At 74.0% G+C, this 24620-nt stretch carries 30 protein-coding genes; 16 read left to right on the top strand and 14 right to left on the bottom strand.

Annotated features, from left to right (window positions below):
• Nucleotides 1-75 precede the first annotated feature (75 nt).
• The 3 genes from CXY01_RS19665 (at nucleotide 76) to CXY01_RS19675 (ending at nucleotide 4655) form a co-directional block, all read left to right on the top strand.
• A complete protein-coding gene (locus CXY01_RS19665; RefSeq protein WP_146931225.1) occupies nucleotides 76-1062 on the top strand; it encodes an ANTAR domain-containing protein in 987 nt (328 codons plus the stop codon).
• A gap of 13 nt (nucleotides 1063-1075) precedes the next feature.
• Nucleotides 1076-2992, top strand: coding sequence for a SpoIIE family protein phosphatase (locus tag CXY01_RS19670; protein ID WP_146931228.1), 1917 nt, complete (start codon nucleotides 1076-1078; stop codon nucleotides 2990-2992).
• Nucleotides 2993-3077: 85 nt separating this feature from the next.
• Nucleotides 3078-4655 carry an esterase/lipase family protein gene (locus CXY01_RS19675; protein ID WP_146931231.1) on the top strand — a complete coding sequence of 526 codons (1578 nt, stop codon included), beginning with the start codon at nucleotides 3078-3080 and terminating at the stop codon, nucleotides 4653-4655.
• Between the two features lie 3 nt (nucleotides 4656-4658).
• Here the strand turns inward: CXY01_RS19675 and CXY01_RS19680 are convergent, their stop codons facing one another.
• Together CXY01_RS19680 and CXY01_RS19685 are read right to left on the bottom strand one after the other, a co-directional pair.
• Complete coding sequence (locus CXY01_RS19680) at nucleotides 4659-5384, bottom strand: anti-sigma factor family protein (RefSeq protein ID WP_146931234.1); 726 nt, start codon at nucleotides 5382-5384, stop codon at nucleotides 4659-4661.
• Nucleotides 5381-5887: a sigma-70 family RNA polymerase sigma factor gene (locus tag CXY01_RS19685; RefSeq protein ID WP_146931237.1), complete on the bottom strand. Its 507-nt coding sequence runs from the start codon at nucleotides 5885-5887 to the stop codon at nucleotides 5381-5383. The genes CXY01_RS19680 and CXY01_RS19685 overlap by 4 nt, the downstream gene beginning before the upstream one ends.
• A gap of 150 nt (nucleotides 5888-6037) precedes the next feature.
• Here CXY01_RS19685 and CXY01_RS19690 point away from each other — a divergent pair, with 150 nt between their 5' ends.
• Nucleotides 6038-6568 carry a COG4315 family predicted lipoprotein gene (locus CXY01_RS19690; RefSeq protein WP_146931240.1) on the top strand — a complete coding sequence of 177 codons (531 nt, stop codon included), beginning with the start codon at nucleotides 6038-6040 and terminating at the stop codon, nucleotides 6566-6568.
• A gap of 53 nt (nucleotides 6569-6621) precedes the next feature.
• On the opposite strand, the gene CXY01_RS19695 is transcribed toward CXY01_RS19690, so the two are convergent.
• Nucleotides 6622-7017, bottom strand: coding sequence for a VOC family protein (locus CXY01_RS19695; protein WP_146931243.1), 396 nt, complete (start codon nucleotides 7015-7017; stop codon nucleotides 6622-6624).
• A 158-nt stretch (nucleotides 7018-7175) separates the two neighbouring features.
• Here CXY01_RS19695 and CXY01_RS19700 point away from each other — a divergent pair, with 158 nt between their 5' ends.
• The 4 genes from CXY01_RS19700 to CXY01_RS19715 all read left to right on the top strand — a co-directional run bounded on the left by CXY01_RS19700 (nucleotide 7176) and on the right by CXY01_RS19715 (nucleotide 9248).
• Nucleotides 7176-7742 carry a DUF6529 family protein gene (locus CXY01_RS19700; RefSeq protein ID WP_146931246.1) on the top strand — a complete coding sequence of 189 codons (567 nt, stop codon included), beginning with the start codon at nucleotides 7176-7178 and terminating at the stop codon, nucleotides 7740-7742.
• 1 nt (nucleotide 7743) lies between these two features.
• The gene (locus CXY01_RS19705) at nucleotides 7744-8211 is read left to right on the top strand and encodes a Rieske (2Fe-2S) protein (RefSeq protein ID WP_146931249.1); all 468 of its coding nucleotides are present in this window, start codon (nucleotides 7744-7746) and stop codon (nucleotides 8209-8211) included.
• Between the two features lie 252 nt (nucleotides 8212-8463).
• The gene (locus tag CXY01_RS19710) at nucleotides 8464-8913 is read left to right on the top strand and encodes a DUF6325 family protein (protein ID WP_146931252.1); all 450 of its coding nucleotides are present in this window, start codon (nucleotides 8464-8466) and stop codon (nucleotides 8911-8913) included.
• A gap of 23 nt (nucleotides 8914-8936) precedes the next feature.
• Entirely contained in the window at nucleotides 8937-9248 is a 312-nt protein-coding gene (locus CXY01_RS19715) for an SHOCT domain-containing protein (protein ID WP_146931255.1), read from the top strand.
• Between the two features lie 82 nt (nucleotides 9249-9330).
• Here the strand turns inward: CXY01_RS19715 and CXY01_RS19720 are convergent, their stop codons facing one another.
• From CXY01_RS19720 to CXY01_RS19730, 3 genes are all read right to left on the bottom strand, one after another.
• Nucleotides 9331-9708 carry an SHOCT domain-containing protein gene (locus CXY01_RS19720; RefSeq protein WP_146931258.1) on the bottom strand — a complete coding sequence of 126 codons (378 nt, stop codon included), beginning with the start codon at nucleotides 9706-9708 and terminating at the stop codon, nucleotides 9331-9333.
• A 111-nt stretch (nucleotides 9709-9819) separates the two neighbouring features.
• The gene (locus CXY01_RS19725; RefSeq protein WP_222594602.1) at nucleotides 9820-10581 is read right to left on the bottom strand and encodes a deoxyribonuclease IV; all 762 of its coding nucleotides are present in this window, start codon (nucleotides 10579-10581) and stop codon (nucleotides 9820-9822) included.
• Nucleotides 10582-10678: 97 nt separating this feature from the next.
• Nucleotides 10679-11257 carry a CGNR zinc finger domain-containing protein gene (locus tag CXY01_RS19730; protein WP_146931261.1) on the bottom strand — a complete coding sequence of 193 codons (579 nt, stop codon included), beginning with the start codon at nucleotides 11255-11257 and terminating at the stop codon, nucleotides 10679-10681.
• A gap of 82 nt (nucleotides 11258-11339) precedes the next feature.
• Here CXY01_RS19730 and CXY01_RS19735 point away from each other — a divergent pair, with 82 nt between their 5' ends.
• Complete coding sequence (locus CXY01_RS19735) at nucleotides 11340-12326, top strand: EamA family transporter (protein ID WP_146931264.1); 987 nt, start codon at nucleotides 11340-11342, stop codon at nucleotides 12324-12326.
• 7 nt (nucleotides 12327-12333) lie between these two features.
• Here CXY01_RS19735 and CXY01_RS19740 read toward each other — a convergent pair whose 3' ends face one another.
• Nucleotides 12334-12732: a VOC family protein gene (locus tag CXY01_RS19740; protein WP_146931267.1), complete on the bottom strand. Its 399-nt coding sequence runs from the start codon at nucleotides 12730-12732 to the stop codon at nucleotides 12334-12336.
• 142 nt (nucleotides 12733-12874) lie between these two features.
• Here CXY01_RS19740 and CXY01_RS19745 point away from each other — a divergent pair, with 142 nt between their 5' ends.
• Entirely contained in the window at nucleotides 12875-13558 is a 684-nt protein-coding gene (locus CXY01_RS19745) for a DNA alkylation repair protein (RefSeq protein ID WP_146931270.1), read from the top strand.
• Between the two features lie 14 nt (nucleotides 13559-13572).
• Here the strand turns inward: CXY01_RS19745 and CXY01_RS19750 are convergent, their stop codons facing one another.
• The gene (locus tag CXY01_RS19750) at nucleotides 13573-14352 is read right to left on the bottom strand and encodes a class I SAM-dependent methyltransferase (RefSeq protein WP_146931273.1); all 780 of its coding nucleotides are present in this window, start codon (nucleotides 14350-14352) and stop codon (nucleotides 13573-13575) included.
• 141 nt (nucleotides 14353-14493) lie between these two features.
• Between CXY01_RS19750 and CXY01_RS19755 the strand changes: the two genes are divergently transcribed.
• From CXY01_RS19755 to CXY01_RS19760, 3 genes are all read left to right on the top strand, one after another.
• Nucleotides 14494-14763 carry a DUF7218 family protein gene (locus CXY01_RS19755; RefSeq protein ID WP_146931276.1) on the top strand — a complete coding sequence of 90 codons (270 nt, stop codon included), beginning with the start codon at nucleotides 14494-14496 and terminating at the stop codon, nucleotides 14761-14763.
• A 22-nt stretch (nucleotides 14764-14785) separates the two neighbouring features.
• Nucleotides 14786-14935, top strand: a complete 150-nt coding sequence (locus CXY01_RS20975; RefSeq protein ID WP_186813478.1) for a hypothetical protein — start codon at nucleotides 14786-14788, stop codon at nucleotides 14933-14935.
• A 97-nt stretch (nucleotides 14936-15032) separates the two neighbouring features.
• Entirely contained in the window at nucleotides 15033-16232 is a 1200-nt protein-coding gene (locus CXY01_RS19760) for a zinc-dependent alcohol dehydrogenase (protein ID WP_146931279.1), read from the top strand.
• A 105-nt stretch (nucleotides 16233-16337) separates the two neighbouring features.
• Here the strand turns inward: CXY01_RS19760 and CXY01_RS19765 are convergent, their stop codons facing one another.
• The 4 genes from CXY01_RS19765 to CXY01_RS19780 are packed head-to-tail and all read right to left on the bottom strand — an operon-like array spanning nucleotide 16338 to nucleotide 19794.
• Complete coding sequence (locus CXY01_RS19765; RefSeq protein WP_146931282.1) at nucleotides 16338-17945, bottom strand: phytoene desaturase family protein; 1608 nt, start codon at nucleotides 17943-17945, stop codon at nucleotides 16338-16340.
• A gap of 9 nt (nucleotides 17946-17954) precedes the next feature.
• Complete coding sequence (locus CXY01_RS19770; protein ID WP_146931285.1) at nucleotides 17955-18959, bottom strand: SDR family NAD(P)-dependent oxidoreductase; 1005 nt, start codon at nucleotides 18957-18959, stop codon at nucleotides 17955-17957.
• On the bottom strand, nucleotides 18956-19498 hold the full coding sequence (locus CXY01_RS19775) for a DUF2243 domain-containing protein (RefSeq protein ID WP_246125506.1): 543 nt from the start codon (nucleotides 19496-19498) through the stop codon (nucleotides 18956-18958). Before CXY01_RS19775 ends, CXY01_RS19770 begins: the two co-directional genes overlap by 4 nt.
• Nucleotides 19495-19794, bottom strand: a complete 300-nt coding sequence (locus CXY01_RS19780) for a hypothetical protein (protein WP_146931288.1) — start codon at nucleotides 19792-19794, stop codon at nucleotides 19495-19497. Before CXY01_RS19780 ends, CXY01_RS19775 begins: the two co-directional genes overlap by 4 nt.
• Nucleotides 19795-19962: 168 nt before the next feature.
• Here CXY01_RS19780 and CXY01_RS19785 point away from each other — a divergent pair, with 168 nt between their 5' ends.
• The 3 genes from CXY01_RS19785 to CXY01_RS19795 all read left to right on the top strand — a co-directional run bounded on the left by CXY01_RS19785 (nucleotide 19963) and on the right by CXY01_RS19795 (nucleotide 21837).
• Complete coding sequence (locus tag CXY01_RS19785; RefSeq protein ID WP_146931291.1) at nucleotides 19963-20322, top strand: hypothetical protein; 360 nt, start codon at nucleotides 19963-19965, stop codon at nucleotides 20320-20322.
• A gap of 71 nt (nucleotides 20323-20393) precedes the next feature.
• Nucleotides 20394-20867, top strand: coding sequence for a DUF6098 family protein (locus CXY01_RS19790; RefSeq protein WP_246125507.1), 474 nt, complete (start codon nucleotides 20394-20396; stop codon nucleotides 20865-20867).
• Nucleotides 20857-21837, top strand: a complete 981-nt coding sequence (locus CXY01_RS19795) for a glycosyltransferase family 2 protein (RefSeq protein ID WP_246125508.1) — start codon at nucleotides 20857-20859, stop codon at nucleotides 21835-21837. Before CXY01_RS19790 ends, CXY01_RS19795 begins: the two co-directional genes overlap by 11 nt.
• A gap of 10 nt (nucleotides 21838-21847) precedes the next feature.
• Here the strand turns inward: CXY01_RS19795 and CXY01_RS19800 are convergent, their stop codons facing one another.
• Nucleotides 21848-23326, bottom strand: a complete 1479-nt coding sequence (locus tag CXY01_RS19800; protein ID WP_146931294.1) for a PP2C family protein-serine/threonine phosphatase — start codon at nucleotides 23324-23326, stop codon at nucleotides 21848-21850.
• Entirely contained in the window at nucleotides 23326-24042 is a 717-nt protein-coding gene (locus CXY01_RS19805) for a GAF and ANTAR domain-containing protein (RefSeq protein WP_146931297.1), read from the bottom strand. Before CXY01_RS19805 ends, CXY01_RS19800 begins: the two co-directional genes overlap by 1 nt.
• Nucleotides 24043-24620 lie beyond the last annotated feature (578 nt).

The raw sequence follows: 24620 nt of genomic DNA on the forward strand, positions 1-24620 counted from the left end.
GCCCGACCACACCGGGCTCGGCGACGAGCCCACGGAGAGCTCAGGCCCCGCGTGCGGGGCGTCGTGGAGGTCGTCGTGCCCACCCCTCATCCCAGACCCGCGCAGGTCGGCCGCTTCGAGTACACGGCGTCCACGGGCCGCTGGTGGTGGTCGGACGGGATGTTCCAGATCCACGGCATGTCGCCCGGGGACGTCGTGCCCACCCTGGCGATCATGTCGCGCCACATCCACCCCGACGACCGCGGCCGCGTCCTGGACACCCTGGGTCAGTGCGGCGTGGACGGCAAGCCGTTCGGCTGCCAGTACCGGCTGCTGGACCTGAGCGGCGCGCAGAGGTTCGTCACGCTCACCGGGGCCGGTGGCTCGGACGACGACGCCCTGCGCACCGTCAGCGGGTTCCTCGTCGACACCACGGCGGCGCAGCGGGACGCCGTCGCGCACCAGGTCAACGAGGAGCTCACGCAGGCGTTGCGCTCGCACGCCGTCATCGACCAGGCCAAGGGCGCGTTCATGCTCGGCTACGGCATCGACGGCGACGCGGCGTTCGAGCTGCTGCGGTGGGGCTCCCAGCAGCGCAACGTCCGGCTCCTGACGCTCGCGGAACGGCTCGTGGCAGCAGTCGAGTCGGGTGGCGGGCTCGGCTCGGACACGCGCCAGCGGCTCGACGACTTCTACTTCGCGAGCCTGCAGGACGGCGTCCCCGAGCAGCCCGTCGCCCGCACCACCCCCGGTCTCGACATCACGTTCGACACCTCCGGCGACGAGCCCGTCGTGCGGGTCGAGGGTCCGGTGGACCTGGCGACGGCGCACGAGCTCACCGCAGCGGTCACCCAGCTCATGATCAAGGCCCGGGAGGTGGGTGCGATGGTCGTCGACCTGCGCCAGGTCACCCACCTGGGGTCCGTCGGTGTCTCGGCGCTCAGCGCGGCCCACCGGCGCAGCGCGGCCGCAGGTGTGAAGATGCGTATCGTGCTCTCCCCCGGCACCAGCCTCGGCCTGGCGGGAGCCCACGGCCTCGACGTCGTCAGCGCGGCGGCGGACCAGCCGACACCGAGCAGCTGAGGAGGCACCGCGGATGGCGACCGACGGCATCGTCGACGAGTCCGCCGTCCTGCAGGCCTTCGACGGCTCTCCAGGGTTCCAGGTCGTGGTGCGCGCGCCCGACCTCGAGATCGTCGCGGCCAACCGCGGTGCGCGCGACCTCCTGCAGCGCGCCCGCCTGGTCGGCGTGCGGCTCCGGGACCTGCGCGATCCCGGGATCCAGACGATCGTGACCGCGATGTCCGAGGTGGTCCGCACGGGCATGCGGTTCCACGAGGAGACCATCCCGGTCGTGGCCGACTGGTCCGACCCGGCGTCCGGCGTGTGGGTCGACCTGGAGGTCACCCCGTGGGTGGACGAGGCAGGCGCGCTGGTGGGTGCGATCGCCGCCGGCACGGACGTGACCGCCCGGGTACGTGCCGCCAGCCTCGAGCGCTCGGGCGCGGCCACCGCGGACGAGCGGCTGGCCCGTGCGCGCGAGGTGGTGCTGCGCCTGCAGGGCGCGCTGCTCCCGTCGACCGTGCCGCTGCTGCCGCGCGTCGACGTCGCGGCGTCGTACCTCGTCGCAGGGCTCGAGCAGGCGGCCGGAGGTGACTGGTTCGACTCGGCGACCCTCCCGGACGGGCGCGTCGCGCTGACGGTCGGTGACGTCGTCGGCCACGGGGTCGAGGCGTCCGCGATCATGAGCCAGCTGCGCGCGGTCCTCGCGGCCCGGCTGCTCGAGGGCGCGACCGTGCTCGACGCGCTCAGCGCCGTGGAGGCCTTCGCCGGACGCGTCTCGGGAGCGTTCGCCGCGACGGTGTGCGTGTCGCTGCTCGACCCGCACACCGGGGACCTGGAGTACGCCACCCGGGGGCATCCCGCACCGCTGGTGGTCGGCCCGCAGGGCGCGCGGCCCCTCCCCACCACCGGCGACGGACCGCTCGGGTCGCGGACCGAGGGCCGCGTCGCGACGGCTCGGCTGCAGGACGGCGACGCGATCGTCCTGTACACCGACGGTCTGGTCGAGAACCTGCACCGGCCGCTGCGCGACGGGCTGACGGTGCTCGAGGCCACCGCCGTCGAGGCCTACCGGGGGGCGGACGACGCGGTCCGTACCAACCCGTCGGTCGCGAGCCGGATCTGCCAGCTGGTCCCCGCGGTGCTCACCGACGGCGGCTTCACCGACGACGTGACCGTCCTCGCGGCGCACCGGCGCGAGGCCCCGGCCCCGCTCCACCTCGACGTGCCCGCCGACCCGGGACGCCTGGCGGAGGTGCGCGGTGAGGTCGACGCGTGGGGTCGCGGCGTCGGTCTGGGCACCCGCGACCGCGCCGCGCTCGTCCTCGGTGTCAGCGAGGTCATGGCCAACGCGGTCGAGCACGCGTACCGCGACGCCCAGCCGGGCGACACCCGCACCGTCGAGGTCGACGCGACGATCCGCGACGACGCCATCATCGAGGTCGTCGTCCGGGACCACGGGCGCTGGCGTGAGCCCGACGTCGATCCGGGCGAGCGCGGGCGGGGGTTCAGCATGATGGCGTCCGCGGGCCTGCAGGTGGCCGTCGACACGACCGACGAGGGCACCACGGTGACGCTCGAGTGCCCGGCCCGTCGTCCGGCGCCCGTCGACGTCGCGGACGTCGTCGTCGGCGTCGGCCAGCGCGAGAAGGCACCGGTCGCCGTCACGACCGACCCGGAGGGCGCACGCGTCGTGCGGGTCGGCGGCGCGGTCGACCACCGCGCCGCGGCGGCCCAGGTGCAGGCCGAGATCCTCCGGCTGTCCCGCAACGGGCTCGTCCCGGTCACCATCGACCTGCGGGACGTCGTGCACCTCGGGAGCGCCGGCGTTCGCGTCCTCGAGTCGCTGCTGCTGACGATCGACCGGCTCCAGGTCATCGCTCCCTCGGGGACGCCGGCCGCACAGACGCTGGAGGTCTCGGGCACGCCGTTCGTCGCGTCGGACGCCTGACCCGCCGCACGTATCGGGGGGCGCCCCGAGCACTCCTTCCAGGCGTCGCGAGGCCCTCGACCCTCGCGCCGACGGAGGAGACGTCATGGACGACCTGAGCGGCGGCCGCCTGCCGGTGATCTACGTGCGCGGCTACGCCGGAGGCCCGTCGGGCATCAGCGCCGCGGTCGACGACCCGTTCTACGGGTTCAACGAGGGGTCGGTCCAGGTGCGGGTGGACGACACGGACCGCCCGGCGTTCCACCAGTTCGAGAGCCCGTTGCTCCGTCTGATGATCGACCACGGGTACCAGCTGCTGGTGCAGGGCAACCAGCGGGGGTACCTCGACCAGCGCGACGACGGCACGATCGACGCGGCGTCGATCTGGGTGCACCGCTTCTACGACGAGTTCGCCCCGCAGCTCACCCGGGACCCGAACCCGTTCAGCATCGAACGGGCCGCGCAGAGCCTCTTCGACCTCATCCGCCTGGTCCGCCGGAAGACGGGTGCGCCGCGCGTCTTCCTGGTCGCGCACTCCATGGGCGGGCTCGTCGTGCGTGCCATGCTGCAGAAGACGATCCCGGACGCGACGGACGGCCGGCCGGACGCCGCCACGGACTTCGTGGACCGGGTCTTCACCTACGCCACCCCGCACGGCGGGATCGAGTTCTCGATGGGCTTCGGTGCGCTGGAGAAGCTGCGGGACCTCACGGGGGTCGCCGGCGCGGACATCTTCGGGCCGGATCGCATGTACCGGTACCTGACGCCTCAGGCCTCGGCGCTGGCGACGGTCCCGAAGGGCTGGGACGCGACCGCGATGCCCGCGGACGGCTTCCCCGCCGACCGTATCTTCTGCCTGGTGGGAACCAACTCGAGCGACTACGCAGCCGCGCTCGGGCTGGCCAGCCGTGCCGTCGGTGCCCGCAGCGACGGGCTGGTCCAGGTGGAGAACGCGTACGTGAAGGGCGCACCCCGGGCACTCGTGCACCGCAGCCACTCGGGCCGGTTCGGCATCGTGAACTCCGAGGAGGGGTACCAGAACCTGCAGCGGTTCCTGTTCGGTGACGTCGAGGTCCGGGCGCAGCTGACCGACATCCACCTGCCCGGCACCGAGCAGGACGACACCGTCTGGCAGCTGGAGGCGGCGCTCTCGATCCGCGGCCTGCCGGTGGTGCTGCACGAGCAGAGCACCGCCCACCTGTGCCCGATCCAGATCGAGCGCCCGAAGACCGCGGACGCGGCGGCCACCCCGGTCCCGCTGGTGCGCACGTTCCTCTCGACGCGCGCGACCAGGCCGACCGCGCGGGGCAGCGCGCGGGAGGTCACCACCATGCGGCACGTCCTGCAGCTGCGGCTGCTGTCGCTGCGCAAGCAGGGCGGGCTGCTGTCGTTCCTCGACCACCTCGAGCAGACCGCGGACTGGTCCGACGTCCTGGTGGTCGACATCGAGTTCCCGCAGGACGGCACCCCGCCCCGGTCGTGGGCCGTGTGGAGCTCGTCGCTGGGCACGGCCATCCGCGACTGGGTGCCGGACACCGCGACCGACGAGGAGCTCCAGGACGTCGACACGGCGACCGGGAGCTGGCTGGCGCGCATCCAGCTCCCCGTCGCCGCGCGCGAGCTGCTCGGAGCGTCCGCGGCGGTCACCGTCGCGGTGTCGGGCCGGGCACCCCTGCCGGCCTGACGATCAGGTCTGCGCGGCAGCCAGGACCGCGTCGGTGCCCTGCACACGGATCTCCACGCGCCGGATCGTGTCCGTGACGATGCTGGACGAGGCACCCAGCCCGCGCGCGCCGGTGCTGCCACCGGTCCAGGTGGCGACGACGGTGCTCGTGCCGTCGTCGTCGACGAGCACCAGCTCGTAGGTCGGGACCGTCGGGTAGGCCCCGTCGTCGGACGGGTAGCTGCACTCCCAGTCGATCCGGGTCCCCCAGCGCTTCTCCTGCAGGGTGAGGTCCGCGGTGACCGCGGCGGCACCGACCGGTTCGAGCTGCAGGGCGGACACCTGGGACGACGTCGTCGTCGCGGTCGCCTGCGGGACGCCCGTCGGACGCCCGAGGAGCACGCCGGCCACCCCACCGAGCACCAGCAACGCCGCAGCGGCGCCGGTCAGGACGGCGGTCCGCCGCCGACGGTCCCTCTGCACGGCCCGAGCCACCACCGCCAGCTCGACCACCTCGGCGGCCGGCGGCCCGCCGAGCGTCGTCGCCTCGGCGGCAGGCACCATCCGGAGCAGCCCAGGCATGCCCGCCAGGTCGGCCACGGCAGCCCGGCACGCCGCGCAGGTGCGCAGGTGGTCCTCGAAGACCCGGCGGTCCGCCGGGTCGAGCGAGCCGAGGACGTAGGCCGCGTCCCACTCGCGGAACGGGTCCTCGCCCGTCGTCCGCTGGTCGTCCGTGTCGCGGCCGGTCATGCCGAGACTCCCCTCTCCTGGAGCGCGAGCCGGAGCGCGCGCAGGGCGTAGTGCATGCGGGACTTCACGGTCCCCTCCGGGATCTGGTGCTCGTGGGCCAGCTCGGCGACGGACCGTCCGCCGTAGTAGGCGCCGACCACCACCGCCCGGTGCTCCGGCGTGAGCTGCAGGAGCGCGTCCGCGACCAGCCAGCTGTCGAGGACGGCCTGGGTGGCGTCCGGCTGCGGCGTGTCCGGCGCGGCGTCCGTGCTGCGCTCGCGGGTGTGCCGTGCGCTGCGCCGGTCGTCGATGACCAGGTTGCGCACGACGGTGTACAGCCACGCGCGGGTCGCCCCCTCGTCGCGCGCCAGGACCTCCGGGTGCTTCCACGCCCGCACCATCGCCTCCTGCACCACGTCCTCGGCGAGCGCGTGGTCGCCCGTGAGACGCACGACGTAGCCCTGCAGGGGTCGCGCGTAGGCCTGGTGGAGCGCGCGCAGGAGCGCGTCGGGTTCCTCGGCCACCACGCCTCCTTCCGGGTCACGTGCCGTTCCTACATCGTCAACGCAGGAGCCGGGCGGCAGGTTCAACCCGCGGTGAACCCGACGGCCGCCGCCCTCGTAGTCCCCCGTAGCGGGTCCCGAGGGACCGGCAACCGACCAGAGGAGAGCATCGTGCGACGGACCATCCTGTACTCGATCACCGCGCTCGTGGCTGCGGCCACCCTCGCCGCCTGCGGAGGCGGCTCCGAGGACGACACGCCGGCGGCCGCCGACGACTCGGCCTCCACCCAGGAGTCCCCCGCGGAGTCGCCCTCGGAGTCGCCCGCCGAGTCGCCCGCCGAGGCGATGTCGACGGACCTCGCGACGGCCGAGACCTCGCTCGGCACCGTCGTCGTCGACGGCGAGGGCATGACCGCGTACTACTTCTCCAAGGACGTCAAGGACTCCGGCACCAGCGCCTGCGCGGGCGACTGCCTCACGGCGTGGCCGCCCATCACCACGGAGTCCGGCACCCCGACGGTCGAGGGCGTGACCGGCGAGGTCGGCACGATCACCGGGACCGACGGATCGACCCAGATCACGATCGACGGCCGCCCGGTCTACACGTTCGCGCAGGACGCCGCGCCGGGAGACGTCAACGGCCAGGGCGTGAACGACGTCTGGTGGGCGATCGCCCCGGACGGCTCCGAGATCACCGACTGACGCCCGCACCGGCACGGCGGTCACGTCGGCCGCCGTCCGGTGGGCTGCGGCCGTCAGCCGCCGTCGCGCCCGTCCGTCTCCACGTTGAGGACGTTGCCGTCCGGGTCGGTGAACCAGGCGGCCCGCATGGAGCCGTCGGACAGGACGCCGTCCGTCCACGTCGCCTCGCCCGGCAGGTCGAAGGTCTGGAACTGGATCCCGGCGGTCCGGAGGGCCGCGACCTCGGTGTCGAACGCGTCGGCGGACAGCTGGAACGAGATCGCCGTCGCCTTGTTGGTACCCGCGTAGGCGGAGGGGTAGACCAGGAAGCCGCCGTTGGACGTGCGGTACAGGACCCCTTCGGGGACCTCGGGCCCGCTGGAGAACCCCAGCGTGCCCTCGTAGAACGCCCGTGCCCGGTCCAGGTCGGTGACGGCGAGGACGGGCATGGCGGCGTGGTCGGCGAGCATGGTGCCTCCCGTGCGGGCCAGCCGTCCGTCGGCGGGCCGGCACCCCGACGCTACGACCGGCACGGACGACCGTCCAGGACCTGTGCACATCTGTGCACCACCTCACCCGGTGCGGCTCCGGGCTTCCCCGCCGGCCCGGCGCGCGCCACCATCGACGGGTGAGCACCGACGCGCGCGCGCCCGACCGGCCGTCGCAGTGGGGGCTGGCGGTGCTCGGCGCGGTCGGCCTGGCCGTCGCCGCGGCCCTCGCGGCCTACGCCGAGAGCCACCCCGGCGACGGCGCCGCCCTGACGGCCCTCGGGTTCAGCAGCATGCTGGAGATGAAGGCGTGGCTGACCACGGCGGCCGCCGCCCTCGTCGTGGTCCAGGTGCTCTCGGCGCTCGCGATGTGGGGCCGGCTCCCCGGGGTGCACGACACGCCCGGCTGGGTGTCCGGTCTGCACCGGTGGTCCGGGACGGTGGCCTTCCTGCTCACGCTGCCGGTCGCCTTCCACTGCGTCTGGTCGCTCGGCTTCGAGGACGAGTCCACCCGGGTGCTCGTGCACTCCGTCGCCGGGTGCGTGCTCTACGGCGTGTTCGCCGCGAAGATGCTCGCCCTGCGCCTGCGCGGCCTGCCGTCCGCCACCGTGCCCCTCCTGGGCGGGCTGCTGGCCGGGGTCGTCGTCGTCCTGTGGTTCAGCTCCGCGCTGTGGTTCTTCAGCCGGTCCGGTGAGGTGGGCTACTGACATGGGCGATCCCGTGGTCGGCCGCCGGTCCGTGCTCGAGGGTGCGGGCGTCGCGCTCGCGGCCGGGACGCTCGGGTACGTCGGCTTCGTGGCGATCGGGCCGCCTCCCGGGACGGACGAGGACGACACCGAGCGCGACGAGGACTCCTCCGGCAGCGGTTCGGGGGGCGACGGGCAGGACTCGCACCGACTGGCAGCCGTCGACGACATCCCCGACGGGGGCGGGATCGTGCTCAGCGACGACAAGCTCGTGCTCACCCGCGACGGTGGTGCGGTCCGCTGCTTCTCGGCGGTGTGCACCCACCAGGGGTGCCTCGTCGGCGGGGTGCAGGACGGTGAGATCCGGTGCCCGTGCCACGGCAGCGCGTTCGACGCGGCGACGGGAGCCGTGGTCCGGGGACCGGCGACGGAGCCGCTCGAGGCGGAGGAGATCGAGGTCACCGACCAGGGCGAGGTGCTGCGGACATGAGGTCCTTCTGGGGACGCCTCCCCACCCTGGTCTGGGTCGCCGGAGCGGCCGTGACGGTCGGCGCGATGCTGGCGGCGCTGCGGGTCTGAATCGACCTCCGCGTACCCCCTGGACACGCCTGACCTGGGTGGTACGTTCCAGACGAAGGGCACGAAGGCGGCGGCGACGAAGCCGGCGCCGAGGCGGTGGGGGACGTGACGGGTCCTCCGTCGTGCAGCGATGTCGACCGACAGCAGCGAGAGGACGGCCCGAATGACGCAGGACCTGGCGGGGCTCGAGGAGACGGGCCCCATCGACTACCTGGTGATCGCTTTTCCGAACGCCCACTTCACCGGTGAGGCGTTCCCGCTCCTGGTCGACCTGGTGGAGCGCGGCATCATCCGCATCCTCGACCTGACCTTCATCCAGAAGGCGCAGGACGGGTCGGTCTCCGGCCTCGAGCTCAGCGAGCTGGCCGACGGGGGTGTCGACCTCACCATCTTCGAGGGCGCCTCGTCCGGGCTGCTGGGCGACGATGACCTCGAGGAGGCGGCGAACGCGCTGGAGCCCGGGGACGCCGCCGGGGTGTTCGTGTACGAGAACGTGTGGGCCGCTCCGTTCGCCGTCGCGCTGCGTCGCGCCGGTGGACAGCTCGTCGCCAGCGGACGCATCCCGGTGCAGGCGGTCATCGCTGCCCTGGACGCCGCCGAACCCGTCGCCTGAAACCGTCTGAGGAGGAGCTACCGATGCCAGGACTGATCCGCGGGGTCGCCAGGACCGCCGTCATCGCCGGAACCGCCACCAGCGTCTCGAACCGGGTCTCCCGGCGACAGGCCGGACGCTGGGCGGCACAGGACCAGCAGCAGCAGCCCGCAGCGCCGCCGCCCCCGCAGTACGCCGCTCCGGAGCCGGTCTACGCACCGCCGCCGGCAGCACCTGCCGCACCCGACATGGACGCCAAGCTGGCCCAGCTGGCCCAGCTCGGCGCGCTGCGGGACTCCGGCGTGCTGAGCGACATCGAGTTCGAGGTGCAGAAGAACCGCATCCTGTCGAGCTGACCGACGAGCCGACACAGACCGGTCCCGGCACGCACCGCGTGCCGGGACCGGTCTGTCTCTGTCCTGCGCCCGTTCTGCTGCGTCAGGCGAGCGCCTTGGCCTTGAGCGTCGCGAACTCGTCGGCGTCGATGGCACCGGAGTCCAGCAGGGCCTTCGCGGCGCCGATCTGGTCGGCCGGCGACTTGCCGGCGACGGAGCGGATGTACGTGTCCTGGGCCGCCTTGGCCTCCACGAACGCCCCCCGCTGCCGCTCGGCCATGCCCCTGCCCCGTGCGATCAGGTAGATGAGCGCCACGAGGTACGGCATGAAGACGAGCCCGATGACCCACACGGCCTTCCACCAGCCGCTCAGGGCGTGGTCCCGGAAGAGGTCACCGATGATCTGGAACAGGATGACGAGGTAGACGAAGAACAAGAAGAACCAGACCAACATCCAGATCCACTGCCCGAGCGTGTCCATGGAACCGTCCTTGGTGCTGACCCCGCCTCTGCTTGGGGGGTTCGTGGATCCGAGGCTAGCCACTGCGGCACCCGAATCCGCCCGAATCGGTCCCCGACACGGCCGCGGTTCTCAGCCGGCCAGGGCCGCCCGCAGGAACCCGATGTCCTGTGCCTGCGTCTCCGCCGGGGTCTCGACCAGGGCGTCGCAGCCGGCTTCCCGGACCACGTGCGCGATGAGCTCGGGCGGGATCGTCCCCGACGCGAACCCGGCGTGCCGGTCGCGCGCCGAGCCCTGCGCGTCGCGCGAGCTGTTGGCGTGCACGAGGTCGACCTGCCCCGTGATGGCCCGCACCCGCTCCACGACCGTCTCCAGGTCCTCCCCGGCCGCCCAGGCGTGGCACGTGTCGAGGCACAGCCCGACGTCGTAGCCGCCGATCGCGTCCCAGAGCATCGCGAGGCCGTCCAGGGTCCGCGCGCACGCGTTCTCGCCGCCCGCCGTGTTCTCCACGAGGACCTTCACGGGGAAGGTCGCGCGCTCGAACGTCTTGCGCCAGTTCTCGATGCCGACGGCGAGGTCGTCACCGTCGCCGACGTGCCCCCCGTGCACGATGAGCGCCCGCGCGCCGAGGGCCGCGGCCGCGGCGGCGTGCTGGGCGATCATGTTCCGGCTCGGGATGCGGATCCGGTTGTTGGTCGACGCGACGTTGACCAGGTACGGCGCGTGCGCGTAGATGCTGAGGCCCGAGGACACCAGGGCGTCGGCGTCCGCGCGGGGCACCGGCTTCTTCCACCCCTGGGGGTCCGCCAGGAACAGCTGGACACAGCCTGCGTCGAGCTCGGCGGCGGTCGCCACCGGGTCGTCGCCACGCACATGGGCGCCGATGAGCACCACGTCGGTCTCCCTCCGGTCGGGCACGCGCCAGGCTAGACCGGACCGGTGACAGGCGCACGGGCGGGTCGGTGCACGCCGCGGGCGAGCGGACGGCGGGTCACGGCGCGACGTCCCCCTGCCGCGGCACGGGACTGCCGGCCCGCCGCGCCCGGTACGCGGCGACGTGCGCGCGGTTGGCGCAGCCGTTGACGTCGCAGAACCGGCGCGAGCGGTTGCGGGACAGGTCGACGAGGACGGCGTCGCAGTCGTCGGCCTCGCACCGCTGGAGCCGGTCGTACTCGGCGCTGCGCACCACGTCGGACATCGCCATGGCGGTCTCGACGAGCAGGACGGTGGCCAGCGGGGCGCCCGGCGCCGTGCCGTGCAGGTGCCAGTCCAGGTCGTCGTGCCGGGTGAGGTACGGCACCGCTCCCCCGCGCGCCAGCATCTCGTTGAGCACGCCGGCCGCCGTGTCGCGGTCCACGTCCCACAGGTGCGCGATCTGGTCGCGGGCGTCGCGCATCGCGGCCAGCTCGGCCTCGTCGCCGTCGTGCCGGGCCGTGTAGCCCCACCGCGTGTAGAACTCCGTGACGTCGTCGGTGGTCGCCATGGCGTCGTGGCCGTCGCGTCGTCGGGCCGTGTTCACGATCTCGACGGCGGCCGCGATGCTCATCTCGGTGTCAGGTGCGAAAACCACTTTGACTCCTGTTGCCCTTCCTGCGTACTGTCACGAGTGTAGTAACACTTCACTCCTTACATCTGCCGGCGGGAGCACGACGATGTCCCAGACCACCACGTCGAACCGCTCCGTCGGCATCGTCGCAGGTCTCGTCGCCGCCGTGGCCTTCGCCACGAGCGGGCCCGTGGTCAAGCCGCTGCTGGTCGCCGGGTGGTCCCCCGGGTCGGCGATCCTCGTGCGCCTGTCCGTGGCCGCGCTGCTGCTGGCCGGGCCGGCGGCCTGGGCGGTGCGCGGCCGCTGGCACGTCGTGCGGGACGAGTGGCGCACCATCCTCGGCTTCGGCGTGCTCGGCGTGGCCACCGCCTCGACCATGTACTACCTCGCGGTCGACCGGCTCCCCGTCGCCGTCGCCCTGCTCATCGAGTACACCGGCCCGCTCCTGCTCGTCGCCTGGCGCTGGGCCCGCGACCGGCAGGCGCCCACCCGGGCGACCCTCGTCGGGGCCGCGCTCGCGACGGGTGGGCTCGTCCTCGTGCTCGACTTCACCGGCTCGCTGGAGCTCGACCCGGTCGGCCTCGTGTTCGCGCTCGTGTCCGCGATCGGCAACGCCGGGTACTTCGCCTTCACCGGCCGGCCCTCCGCGCTGCCGCCGATCAGCCTGGCCGGCGCCGGGATGGCCGTCGGCGCCCTGACGGTCGCGCTCGTCGCCGCCGTCGGGGTGCTCCCGCTGGCCGCACCGGACGTCCGCGTCGACCTGCTCGGGTGGCAGGTGCACTGGGTCGTCCCGCTGCTCGTGGTGGCCACCGTGCCGACCGCCTTCGCGTACGGCGTGAGCGCCCTGTCCGTGCGGCTGCTCGGGGAACGTCTGGCCTCGTTCCTCGCGCTGTCCGAGGTGCTCGTCGCCGTCCTGCTCGCATGGGCTCTGGTCGGCGAGGCGCCCTTGCCGGTGCAGGCCGTCGGCATGGTGCTGGTGGTGGCCGGGATCGCCCTGGTCCGGCGCGGGACGGCCCCGCCGGCCGTCGAGCCGGCCCTGCCGCCCGCTGCCCTGGCGGACACTCCCGCCTACGCCGCGCGCACGAGCGACTGACCGCGCGTCAGCCCACGAAGATGCAGAACGGGTGTCCCGCCGGGTCGGCGTAGACGCGCAGCGGCTCCTCGGGGTCGTCGGACCGGTCGTACAGGAGCCGGGCACCCAGCGCGACGGCCCGCTCGTGCTGCACGTCGAGCTCGCCGGCGTCCGGCACGGTCGTGTCGAGGTGCAGCTGCTGCGGGACCGGGCCCTCCGGCCAGGTGGCCGCGGGCAGGGCGTCGACCTGCTGGAAGGCGAGCGGGACGCCCGACGGCGACCGCAGCACCAGCCAGTCGCGCTCACCGTGCTCGGGCTCGTCGCCCGGGCGGTACTCCAGGCCGAACAGCTCGCGGTAGAACTCCGCCAGCGCCCGGACGTCGGTCGTGTCGAGGACGACCTGCGCGATCGTGGGGAACGTCGTCATCAGCCATCACCTCGCACGCCATCGTGCCCGCCGGGCTCACCGGTCGCACGTGGACCACCCGTCGCCGCGTCGCTCCGGCACCCCGCCGACCAGCCGTAGGCTCCTCTGCAGACGCCTCACCTGACGACGTGAAGGAGATCGTGTGGCAACCGACGTGCTCCCCCAGGCCACGGTCGGCGACGTGCTCGCCCGGCTCGCGGCGCTCGAGGACCCGAAGATCCGGACGGTCAACGAGCGCCACGGCGACGACCACGGCGTGAACCTGACCCAGCTCCGGGCGGTGGCCAAGAGCCTGCGCACCGACCACGACCTGGCCGGCCGGCTCTGGGAGACCGGCGACACGGCGGCCCGGCTCGTGGCCATCCTCATCAGCCGTCCGAAGGCCTACTCCGCGACCGAGCTGGACGCGATGCTCCGTGACGCACGCTTCCCGAAGGTCCACGACTGGCTGGTGGGCTACGTCGTCAAGAAGAGCCCGCACGTCGAGGAGCTGCGCGTCGCCTGGTTCAGCGACCCGGACCCGGTCGTCGCCAGTGCGGGCTGGGCGCTGACCAGCGACCGCGTCGCCAAGGCTCCGGGCGGGCTCGACCTGGACGGGCTGCTCGACCTCGTCGAGTCGCAGATGAAGAACGCGCCGGAACGCCTGCAGTGGGCCATGAACGAGTGCCTGGCCACGATCGGCATCCACCACCCCGCGCACCGTGCGCGGGCGCTCGCCATCGGCGAGCGGCTCGAGGTGCTCAAGGACTACCCGACGCCACCCGGGTGCACGTCGCCGTTCGCGCCGACCTGGATCGCGGAGATGGTCCGACGGCAGGGCGCCTAGGTCAGCGCGCGCGGTCAGCGACGCGCGGTCACGAGCCAGGCGCGGGAGTCGAACCAGACGCCGTCGTCGTGCAGGTGCTCCTCCAGCGTCTCCCGCAGCCGTGCCAGACCCCGTTCCGCAGCCTCGGGACCGAGCTGCTCGACCAGCTCGCGGGTGCTGGTGAAGCCGCGGACCCACGCCTCGGCGGACGCGACGTCCGGGCCGTACCAGACCGGTTCGTGGACCTCCGCGTGATCGACGTCGACGAACCCCGCTGAGCCGAGGAGGTCCGCCGTCCGCGCCGGGTCCCCGAGCGAGAACGCCGGCGAGACGCCGGCGGCCGGCGTCGCTCCGGAGAGAGCCTCACGGAGGGCGACGTCCCACTCGTTGCGGTCGGCGGACTGCCAGACCAGCATCACGAGGCGCCCGTCCGGGCACAGCGCGCGGGCGAGGTTGCCGAACGCCGCTCCCGGGTCGGTGAAGAACATCGTCCCGAACCGGCTGATCAGCAGATCCGCACCCTCCGGCGCGAACGGGTGGACCTGGGCGTCCACGCACTCGAAGGTGACGTTGCGGGGGCCCCGCGCCGCCGCGACGGCGCGGGCGCGCTCGACCGCCGACGCGGAGACGTCCACGCCCAGCGCGCCGCCCTCGGGCGCAGCGTGAGCGGCCGCGCGGGTGGTCGACCCCGTGCCGCACCCGACGTCGAGGACACGGTCCGACGCGCGGACGTCGCACGCCCGACGGAACACCGGGTCCAGTCGTCGCAGCTCGGCGTCGTAGCCGGGCGCGTGCTCGTCCTCGCCGTGGCTCACGCAGCAAGTTGACCCGCGGAGCACGCGGTGCGCAACGCGGCGGTGCTGTCGCGGGCGTGCCGGAGCCTGCCTACGCTCGACGGAGGTCCGGAGAACGGCCGCGCGGTGCCGCCCGGTGGCGGCCGAGCAAGGAGGTGCACCATGCCCGCACGCGACCCAGGACCGAGCGTCAAGGACCCGAAGGTCTACGAGGCGCTCCGGGACGAGGGCAACAGCAAGGAGAAGTCGGCGCGGATCGCGAACGCCGGAGCGCGGTCGGGCCGGAGCACGGTCGCGTCGAAGGGCGGCAGCTCGGGCTCCTACGACGACTGGACCCTGACCGACCTGAGGAAGCGGGCCGGCGAGCTCGACATCGAGGGCCGCTCGTCGATGAACAAGTCCCAGCTCGTCGACGCCCTGCGCAACCACTGAACCTGCCGGAGAAGGAGCCACCATGACCGAGATGACGACGAGCGACCCCGACGACACCCCCTCCCTGCCGGATCCCGCGGCCGAGGAGGGACAGCCCGACGTCGGAGCCAACCAGGACGTCGGTGCCCGCAAGATCTACCCGACCGACCCCACGGGTGACGACCCGGCATGAGCCGCGGCGGGCTCGGCATGCGCTGCCCCGGGGGCCGGGTTAGCGTCGGGGCGGCGTGGAGCCACCGGCGCCGACACTGCCCGACGAGGAGACCTCGGTGCGCGCACTGACCTGGCAAGGACGCGAGAACGTCAGCGTCGAGAACGTTCCCGACCCGACGATCCAGGAGCCGACCGACGCGATCGTGCGCGTGACGTCGACGGCCATCTGCGGCTCCGACCTGCACCTGTACTCGGTGCTCGGCGCCTATCTCGACGCCGGGGACATCCTCGGGCACGAGGCCATGGGCGTGGTGGAGGCCGTCGGCGCCGCGGCCGGGTCCCTGCAGGTGGGCGACCGCGTCGTCGTGCCCTTCGGCATCGCGTGCGGCACGTGCTGGATGTGCACGCGGGGGCTGCACTCGCAGTGCGAGACAACACAGGTCCGGTCCCAGGACAAGGGCGCAGCCCTCTTCGGGTACACCAAGCTCTACGGGCAGGTCCCCGGCGGCCAGGCCGAGTACCTGCGCGTCCCGCAGGCCCAGTTCGGCCCGGTCGTGGTACCCGACGACGGGAGCCCCGACGAGCGGTACCTCTTCCTGTCCGACGTCCTGCCGACCGCCTGGCAGGCGGTCGAGTACGCCCAGGTGCCCGCAGGCGGCACGGTCGGCGTGCTGGGTCTGGGGCCCATCGGCCAGATGGCGGCCCGCATCGCCGCGCACCGCGGGGCGTCGCGCGTGATCGGGATCGACCTGGTCCCCGAACGCCTCGCGATGGCCCGGCGGCACGGGATCGACGTCATCGACCTGGGCAGCACGGACGACCTGGTGGGCGCGGTGCGCGACCTGACCGACGGGCGCGGGGTCGACTCGGCGATCGACGCCGTGGGCATGGAGGCGCACGGCTCCCCCGTGGCGGCGGCCGGTCAGCGCGCGGCGACCCTGCTCCCCGACGCGCTGGCCGCTCCCCTGATCGAGAAGGCCGGCATCGACCGGCTCAACGCCCTGCGCTCGGCCATCGACATCGTGCGCCGCGGCGGCACCGTCTCCATCTCCGGCGTGTACGGCGGCGCGGTCGACCCCATGCCGATGATGTCGCTGTTCGACCGGCAGATCACCCTGCGGATGGGCCAGGCCAACGTCCGGCGCTGGATCGACGACCTGATGCCGCTCGTCACCGACGACGCCGACCCGCTCGGGGTGCTCGACCTGCGGACCCACCGGGTCGGCCTCCACGAGGCACCCGCCGCCTACGACATGTTCCAGAAGAAGCACGACGGGTGCATCAAGGTCGTGCTCGACCCGCTCGTGGTGCCGTGAGGTCCCGCGCCTCGGCGCTCGCGAGCTGGCTGGCAGACGTCCGCGCGCTCTGGCGGTCGCAGAGCGTGCGCGCGCTCCGCCGGCGCCGGCGTCGCGGCTAGGTCGTCACGACCCGGCGGGGTCGTGCAGGAGGCGGTCCCAGACGGTGCGGGCGAGAAGACGGCGCGCGGCACCCGTCGGGCCCGAGGCGCCGAGCGCCGCACGTGCCGCGTTCCAGCCGGGCGCGCCGTGCACGCCGCCCCCGGGGTGGGCGGACGCGCTCGCCAGGAACAGCCCGTCGACGGGTGTCTCCGGGCGCCCGAGACCGGGGGTCGGTCGCAGGAAGAGCTGCTGGTGCACCGCGGACGTCCCGCCGTTCACCGCCCCGCCCATCAGGCTGCCGTCGGCCGCCTCCAGGTCCGCGGGGCTCTGCACGTGCCGGCCCACGACGGCGTCGGCGAACCCGGGCGCGACCCGGGCGATCGCCTGCTCCATGCGGTCGACCTCGGCGGCGACCTCGGCGTCGGTCCAGCGGACGCCGTGCGGGACGTGGGTGTACGCCCACGCGGACTCGGTGCCGGCGGGAGATCGGCTCGGGTCGGCGGTGGTCATCTGACCGAACAGCAGGAACGGCCTCGGCGGGATCACGCCGGTCGACAGCTGCGCGGCGACGTCGACGAAGCCGGCCGTGTCCACGCCCAGGTGCACGGTGCCGGCGCCGTGCCCGCCCTCGGAGCTCCACGGCACCGGGCGGTCGAGCGCCCAGTTGACCTTGAACGTCGGGTGGTCCCACTGGAACCGGTCCAGGTCGCGGACGAGCCGGCTCGGCAGCGCGGAGGGCTCGATCAGCTGCCGGTACAGGACGGGCGCGGTGACGTCGGCCAGCACGGCACGCCGGACCCGGACGTGCTCTCCGCCCGCGGTGCGGACGCCGACGGCCCGCCGACCCACGACGTGGACCCGGTCGACCCGCGCGTTCGTCTCGACGCGCCCGCCGCCGGCCACGAGCCTGGCGACGAGGGCGTCCGCGAGGACCCCGGCGCCTCCCTCGGGAACGGGGAAGCCGACGTCCTGGCCGAGCATCGCCAGCAGCCAGCCGAACACGCCGCTCCCCGCGGCGTCGGGTGGCACGTCCGCGTGCATCGCGTTGCCGGTGAGCAGCAGCCCGCCGCCGTCCCCGCGGAAGCTCTCGTCCGCCAGCCGCCGGACCGGGAGCAGCGCGAGCCGCGCCAGGTCGACACCCCCGGCGACCCCGAGGCGACGCAGCAGCCGCACGGCGGAGACCACCGGGGGGAACGGCGTGAAGAGGGCGTCCAGCAGCGGGTCGCGGATCCGCTGCCACTCCTCGACCATGCCCAGCCAGGCGTCCCCGTCACCCGGCGCGAACGTCTCCAGGTTCGCCGCCGTGTCCTCGGCCCGCCGGTTCAGGACGGCGGCGCGGCCGTCGTCGAGGACGTGCGCCAGGACACGCGGCGCGTGCACCCACCGGAGCCCGTGGTCCTCCAGGTGCAGCCCGCGGATCACCGGGGAGCCCGCGGCCAGCGGGTAGAAGGCGCTGAAGAGGTCCGTGCGGAAGCCCGGCGCCGCCACCTCGGCCGTGCGCACCGCCCCGCCCGGTGCGTCCTGCGCCTCCAGGACCAGGACGTCCCACCCGGCGTCCACCAGCGCGTTCGCCGCCACGAGCCCGTTCGGCCCGGCACCGATGACCACCGCGTCGACCGTCCGTACCGCCATGTCCGCTCCTCAGCTCCGCGGGTCGCGCCGCTGGGCGACGAGCCCTCGCACGACCACCGCGCCGCCCAGCACCGCCGCGGCGCCCACGCCTCGCAGCCAGTGCCGGCCCCACCGACCGTGCATCGCCTCGCCGGCCGGGGTGGGCTCCCAGAGGTTGCCGGGATGCGGCTCGACGTGGCGCGGCGACAGCCCGGCGACCGACATGAGCGGCGTGACGAGCCGGTCGTAGACGCCGGGCAGGTAGCGGAACCCCGCCTCGGTCAGCGGGTTGGTGGGCCCGACCGACGTGAACCGCCGGGGCCGGTCGACCGCCCGCACCACGGCGCGCGCGACCGCCTCCGGCCGGCTCACCGGGGGCGGCGGCCGCCCGTTGCGACCCCCGTACGAGGCGGCCTGCGAGTAGATGGGGGTGTCGACGCCACCCGGGCTGATCAGCGACACGTCCACCCCGGGCATCCGGCGCGCCTCGATCTGCAGCGTCCGGGCGAGTCCGTGCACCGCCCACTTGCTCGTCACGTACGTGCTCATCCAGGGCGTCGCGATCCGGCCGAGCAGGGAACCGACGACGACGAGCCGTCCGCCACCCTGGTCGGCGAACAGCCGCAGCGCGCTGCGGGCGACGTTCGCCGCACCGAGCAGGTTGACGTTCATGACCTGGTCGAACGCCTCGGCCGGCACGACGTCGAACCGGCCGTAGGCGACGACGGCCACCGTGCTGACCACCGCATCCACCCGGGGGTGCCGCGACCGGGCCAGCGTCATCAACGCGTCGACCGCGTCCCGGTCGGTGACGTCGACCCGGGCGACCGAGACGATCGGCCGGCCGACGCCCGCGCTCGTCGCGACCGCCCGGCACTCCACGGCCACCGCCTCGAGCGTCTCGAGGGACCGCGACGCGAGCACCAGGGGGCGGCCCTGTGCAGCGAGCGCGTGCGCCGTGGCACGACCGATGCCGCTCGAGGCCCCGATGACGACGACCGCACCGCCGGGGAGCTCGCGGTGACGCCGGGTCATGTGCTCCGCCCGTCCAGGTCGCGGCGCCCGGCTCGGTACAGCGCCCACCCGCCGAGCAGCAGCGCCGCCCCGAACGCCAGGAACCCGAGGTCCCACGACAGCGGGCCGCCCAGGTCGTCCCGGACGTGGTGCACCCCCAGGACGTGGTGGTCGATGATGCCCTCCACGAGGTTGAACAGCCCCCACCCGGCGAGCAGCAGACCGATGTGGAATCGCCACGTCGGGGCGAGCCGGCCCTGCCGCCACGACACGATGGTCAGCAGCGAGCCCACCAGCACGAACACCCAGGTGGCGGCATGGAACAGCCCGTCGGCGAAGGTATTGACCTGCAGGCCCGCCAGGGTCGTCATGGGGTGGTCCTCCGTGTGGCTGACCATGTGGTGCCACTGGAGCAGTTGGTGGATCACGATGCCGTCGACGAACCCGCCCAGACCGAGGCCGAGGAGCAGGCTGCCGGCGACGCCCGGAGGCCTGGTCGGTGCGCGCCCCGGCATGCCGTCGCCGGTGGCCACCTGCGGGCGCCCGGTGACCCCGCTCACGGGCGCGGCCGGGTGCGCACCCAGGGGCGCTCGTCGCGACGTCTGCCCATGCCGGCCGCACAGCGCGGACACACCCGTGCGACCTCGTCGGCGTGCGCGCCCGTCGCGGGCTGCACGTCGTCCCAGGTCACGTGCGGGAACCGACCGAGCCGGCTGCGGTGCAGGCTCAGCCCGCACACCGTCTGGTTCGTGCCACCGCGCCACGCATGCACCTCACCGGCGGGCCGCCGGACACCGTCCGGGTCCGTCCAGGTGCCCGTCGCTGCCACCGCGGCGAAGGACGTCGTCGATCGCACCCCACCACCACCTCACCGAGCAGTCGCGGCTGGTTCTCAACGCGGTCCCAGAGTCGCACGGCGGGGCCGGGACCGCCTTCTCACCGTGGCCGTGCGGGGACCGACCCGTCGTGTGATCCTGAGGGCGGCTGGAGGAGGTCGGCCCGTCGCACGAGAGGACGGACCACCGTGACCACCGACATCGTGACGTCAGCCGACTGCCCGGGTGCCCCGGACGCCGTGTGGCTGTCGCTCGTCGCCCCCGGACGCTACGACGAGAGCCGACGCACCCTGGCGCTCGACCACGCGGACGTCCGGCTGCGCTCGCTGACGCCCGGGCTGGGCGTCCGCGGCACCGCCCGGTGGCTCGGCGTCCCCTACCGCGTGAACGCGTACCTCGTGCCGGTCGAGACCGGCACCCGGCTGCTGGTGACGGCCCGCGACAAGGGCACGACCCCGGTGCCGTCCTGGCGCCGTCGCCTGTCCCGCCGCCTCGCCGGCAGGGACCTGCGACGCCTCGTCGACGAGGCGTCGCGCCACGCGGCCTGAGGTCACGCGGCCCGCACCACCCGAGACAGGTCCAGGATCGGCCGTCGAGCACCCGCACGATCGAGGTTCCCATGGACCTGAACCCACTCGTGGAGCAGAACCGGCCGGTGACCGCCGCCAGTGCCGGCGGCATGGCGCTCGTCGAGCACCTGGACGAGCTGACCGAGCTGGTCGGCGCGGCCGGGCCGGCGTACGTGCGGTTCAGCGCCGGTCCCGAGGCAGACGCGCAGGGCACCAGCCGGGACGGCGAGAGCGGAGCGACGCTGCCCGGGCTCAGCGTGAACCGTCTGCAGCCGGAGCCGTGGTGGGACCGGCCGCCTCGCGTGTGGGTCGCCCGGCAGCTCATGCAGTACGCCCACCTCGGCGCGGGCGACGGGCGCGTCGCCTGGGTGCTGACCGGGCGCGAGGTGGGGCGCGGGCCGGACAGCGAGCCGCTCGTCGCCGACGTCGTCCCGATGGCGCTGCTGGCTCCCGGCGTCCTCGACGAGGCTGTCAGTGTCTACCGCGAGAACCTCGCCACCGGACGGCTGCCCGATGGACCGTGACCGCTCCCCCGTGCGCGTCGACGCCGAGTACGTGCTGCCCCTGCGGTGGGAGACCGACGACGAGCTCGACGAGCTGACCTCGTACCTGCAGGAGCTCGCCGCGCACCTGCGGGTGACGGTCGTCGACGGGTCGCCAGGCGCGCTCTACGACGCCCACGCGCGTCGATGGGGAGCGACCGTGCGGCACGTCCGTCCCGCTCCCTGGCCCGGGCGCAACGGCAAGGTCGCCGGTGTCATGACCGGCGTGCGCGCCGCCCGCGCCGAGGCCGTGGTCATCGCCGACGACGACGTCCGCTGGCGCGTCGACCAGCTGGCCGCGGCGGTCGACCTGCTGCAGCAGGGGGACGTCGTCCGGGTGCAGAACGTCTTCGAGCCGCTGCCGTGGCACGCGCGGTGGGACAGCGCCCGGAGCCTGGTGAACCGCGGGCTGGGCTCCGACTTCCCCGGCACCCTGGTGGTCCGGCGCTCCGCGCTGCTCGCGGCCGGGGGGTACGACGGCGACGTGCTGTTCGAGAACCTGGAGCTGCTCCGGACCGTCCGCGCGCACGGCGGCACCGAGATCCGGGCCGACGAGATCTGCGTACGCCGGCTGCCGCCGACGACCCGGCACTTCTGGTCGCAACGCGTCCGGCAGGCCTACGACAGCTTCGCCCAGCCCGCACGGCTCGGGGCCGAGGCCGCGGTGCTGCCCCTGCTGCTGTGGTCCGCCATCCGGCGCCGTCCCGGTCCCGCCGTGTCGGTGCTCGCCGCCGTCACGGCCGTCGCCTCGGTCGGACGGGTCCGGCACGGCGGTCGCGCCGCGTTCCCTGCGTCGTGCGTCGCGTGGGCGCCGCTCTGGCTCCTCGAGCGGGCGGTCTGCTCCTGGTGCGCGCTCGGGCTTCGCCTCACGGGCGGTGTCCCCTATCGGCACCAGCGCCTCGTGCGGGCGGCGTCCAGCACGGGGACGCTGCGTCGTCGGGCCACCCTCTGAGGGCTCCCCGCTAGAACCAGAGGTCCGGTTCCAGCGCGAGCTGACCCTTCGTCGTCCAGTGGACGACCAGCAGCGTCGCGTCGTCCTGCAGGACGCCGCCCTGGTGCTCGAGGATGCGGCGGCGCACCCGTCGGAGCACCTCGGGGATCGCGATGCCGTCGTCCGACGCCCGTTCGAGCTGACCGACGAACCGCTCCAGGCCGAACGCCTCCCCGGCGGCGTCCCGTGCCTCGACGATGCCATCGGTGTACAGGACGAGCGCGTCACCCGGCTCCAGGCGCTCCTCGGCCACGGTCGTCCGCCGGGACTCCAGGCCGAACAGCGACCGCCGTCCGCGCCCGATCTCCTTGACGACGCGGCCGTCCCGGACCAGCAGCGGCGCAGGGTGCCCGGCGTTGACGTAGCGGAGGTCCCCGGTGTCGAGGTCGAGCGACGCGACCACCCCGGTGGCGTACAGCGTGCCGCCGAACTGCTCCGTGATGACGTCGTCGATCGCGTGGACCTGCTGCACCAGGCCGTGCCCCTGGCGGCGCGCGTGCCGGTAGGCGGCGAGGGCCGCCGTGGCGGCCAGACCGGCTCGCAGGTCGTGGCCGGTGGCGTCCGCGATCGCGAACTGGATCGCGTCGGTGGCGATCGCGTAGTCGAACACGTCCCCGCCGACGGCCTGCGCCGGTTCCAGCCGTCCGCTGATCAGGACCTTGTCGGACCCCGCGGTCAGGGGAGGGAGCAGGGCGCGGACGAGCTCGGCCTGCACCTCGCGCGGCCGCTGCCGACGCACGTCGTCGATGCTGTCGCCGTACGCGTCCAGGACGGTGATGAGGTGCCCCAGGTAGTGGGTGAACCACCAGCCCTGACGCCGCAGGACCGGGTCCTCGAGGTCGGCCGGGTCGGCGACCTCGACCTCCAGGACGCCCAGCCGCTCGGCCCCGTCGATGATCGGGATCCACAGCCGTGGCCCCCCGACGGTCGTCTCCTGGGTCTCGAGCAGCCGGTACGCACGCCCGGCCAGCGAGCCCTCGACGCTCCGCAGGGACCGGTCGGCGCCCGCCCCGACGGGGACGAGGTGCTCGTCGGAGTCGTCCACGAGATACGCGACCGCGCGCACCCCGAGCTCCTGGGCGCCGGTGTCGACGGCACGCGCCAGCGTGTCCGGGGCGGCCAGGTGGGTGGCTCGCAGCAGCTGGGTCAGCGCGGCGAGCGGGCCGCCGGGCCGGTCGAGGTGGCGCACCGTGCGGACGTAGGGCACGCGGTGGCGTCCGTGCAGGTCGTCGAGCCGCTCGTTCACCGCCAGCGCGACCCGGTCCGTCTCCGACGACGGCAGGGTGAGCGAACCGTCGAGGTAGGCCGTCAGGTCGGTCGGGCCGATCGTGGCACCGAGCGCGAAGCTGCGCTGCCAGAGCTCGTCGGGGGTCAGCTCGGCCCGCGCGAGTCCCACCTGGATCAGCCGGCGCTGGCGGGCTGTCGTGGTGGCACCGCCCGCGCGGCTCATCACGACCTCGTGGCACTGCGACGCAGCAGGGTCGTCGCGGCGTCGTGCACGCTGCGCCCGTCCCGCTCGGCGATGCTGATCAGGACCGTCATCGCCGTCTCCGCCGAGACGCCCTCCCGCTGCATGATGACGCCGCACGCGCGGTTGAGGTCGTCCCGCTGCTGCAGCAGCAGCGGCAGGCTCTCGCCCACGGCCGCCGCGCGGCGGTAGGACTCGGCGTGCGCGAGGAGGATCGCGGCATGCGCTCCGAACAGGCGCAGCGTCGCCTCCTCCTGCGCGCCGAACCGGCCGGGGTGCTCCGCGTAGACCTTGACGGCGCCGAGCGCCGAGTTGCCGAACACGAGGGGGGCGCTCAAGGAGCTGACGACCGGCGTCCCGGCCGCGGCGGCAGCCCACCGGGGCCACCGGCGCTCGGTCGCGACGTCGTCCACCCGGATGACGTCACGATCCCGCCACGCGGTCACGCACGGGCCCTCACCGAGCTCGTACTGCAGGGCGTCGAGCTCCTCGACCAGCGGATCGGTCGACGCGACCGAGGCGAACCCGCTGCCCGTGCTGACGGTCGTCAGCCCGGCGCCGGCCGCGCTCACCACGATCCGTGCGGCCGCCGACGTGAGCAGGCGCAGGAGCGTCTCGACGGTCTGGTCGGTGATCATGCCCGCCGACGTCCGTGTCACCACCTGCCGGAGCTCGTCGGGCGCTGCGGGGAGGGTCATCCTGTGCTCCTTCGGCGGCGGAGGAGCACCGAGGTGCGTCCCGTCGGGGCACGGGCCGGTGTCGGTCCGAGGTCCAGGACGGCGCCCTTCCTCGACGCGGCACCTCCAGCATCTCCCCCGCTCCCCAGGGGCGCACCTGCAGAGGAACCACCGAGTTGCGCCGAGCGGAGAGCGGTCTAACGTCGCCCTACCGGCCTCGGGCAGCACCCGAGGACGACGAGTACCGATGCAGCAGCGTGTCGGAACCCAGGTCGACGGACCTGCGGCGCTGCCGGTACGACGGGTGCGCGACGCGGGACGAACCAGCCCAGCCTGCAGTCACCGCGGCTGGCGGTGCGCGACCGACGTCGGACCACCACGCAGGAGGCTCCCATGCACGCACAACCACCCGACCCCGGACGATGCCGGCTGTGCGGGAAGGCGCACCCCGACCCCGCCATGGCCCGCGCGTGCGAGAGCCGGCACGAGCGCGACGCCGACGCACGAGGAGGCCCCAGGTCGTCGCCCCCCGTCCCGGTCGAGCGTCGCTGAGCGTCCGGGCGCGCCGACCGTCGGGTCCGGTTGCGGGCGCCACGAAT

It is taken from the genome of Cellulomonas xylanilytica, assembly GCF_007989805.1.
Taxonomy (GTDB): domain Bacteria; phylum Actinomycetota; class Actinomycetes; order Actinomycetales; family Cellulomonadaceae; genus Cellulomonas; species Cellulomonas xylanilytica.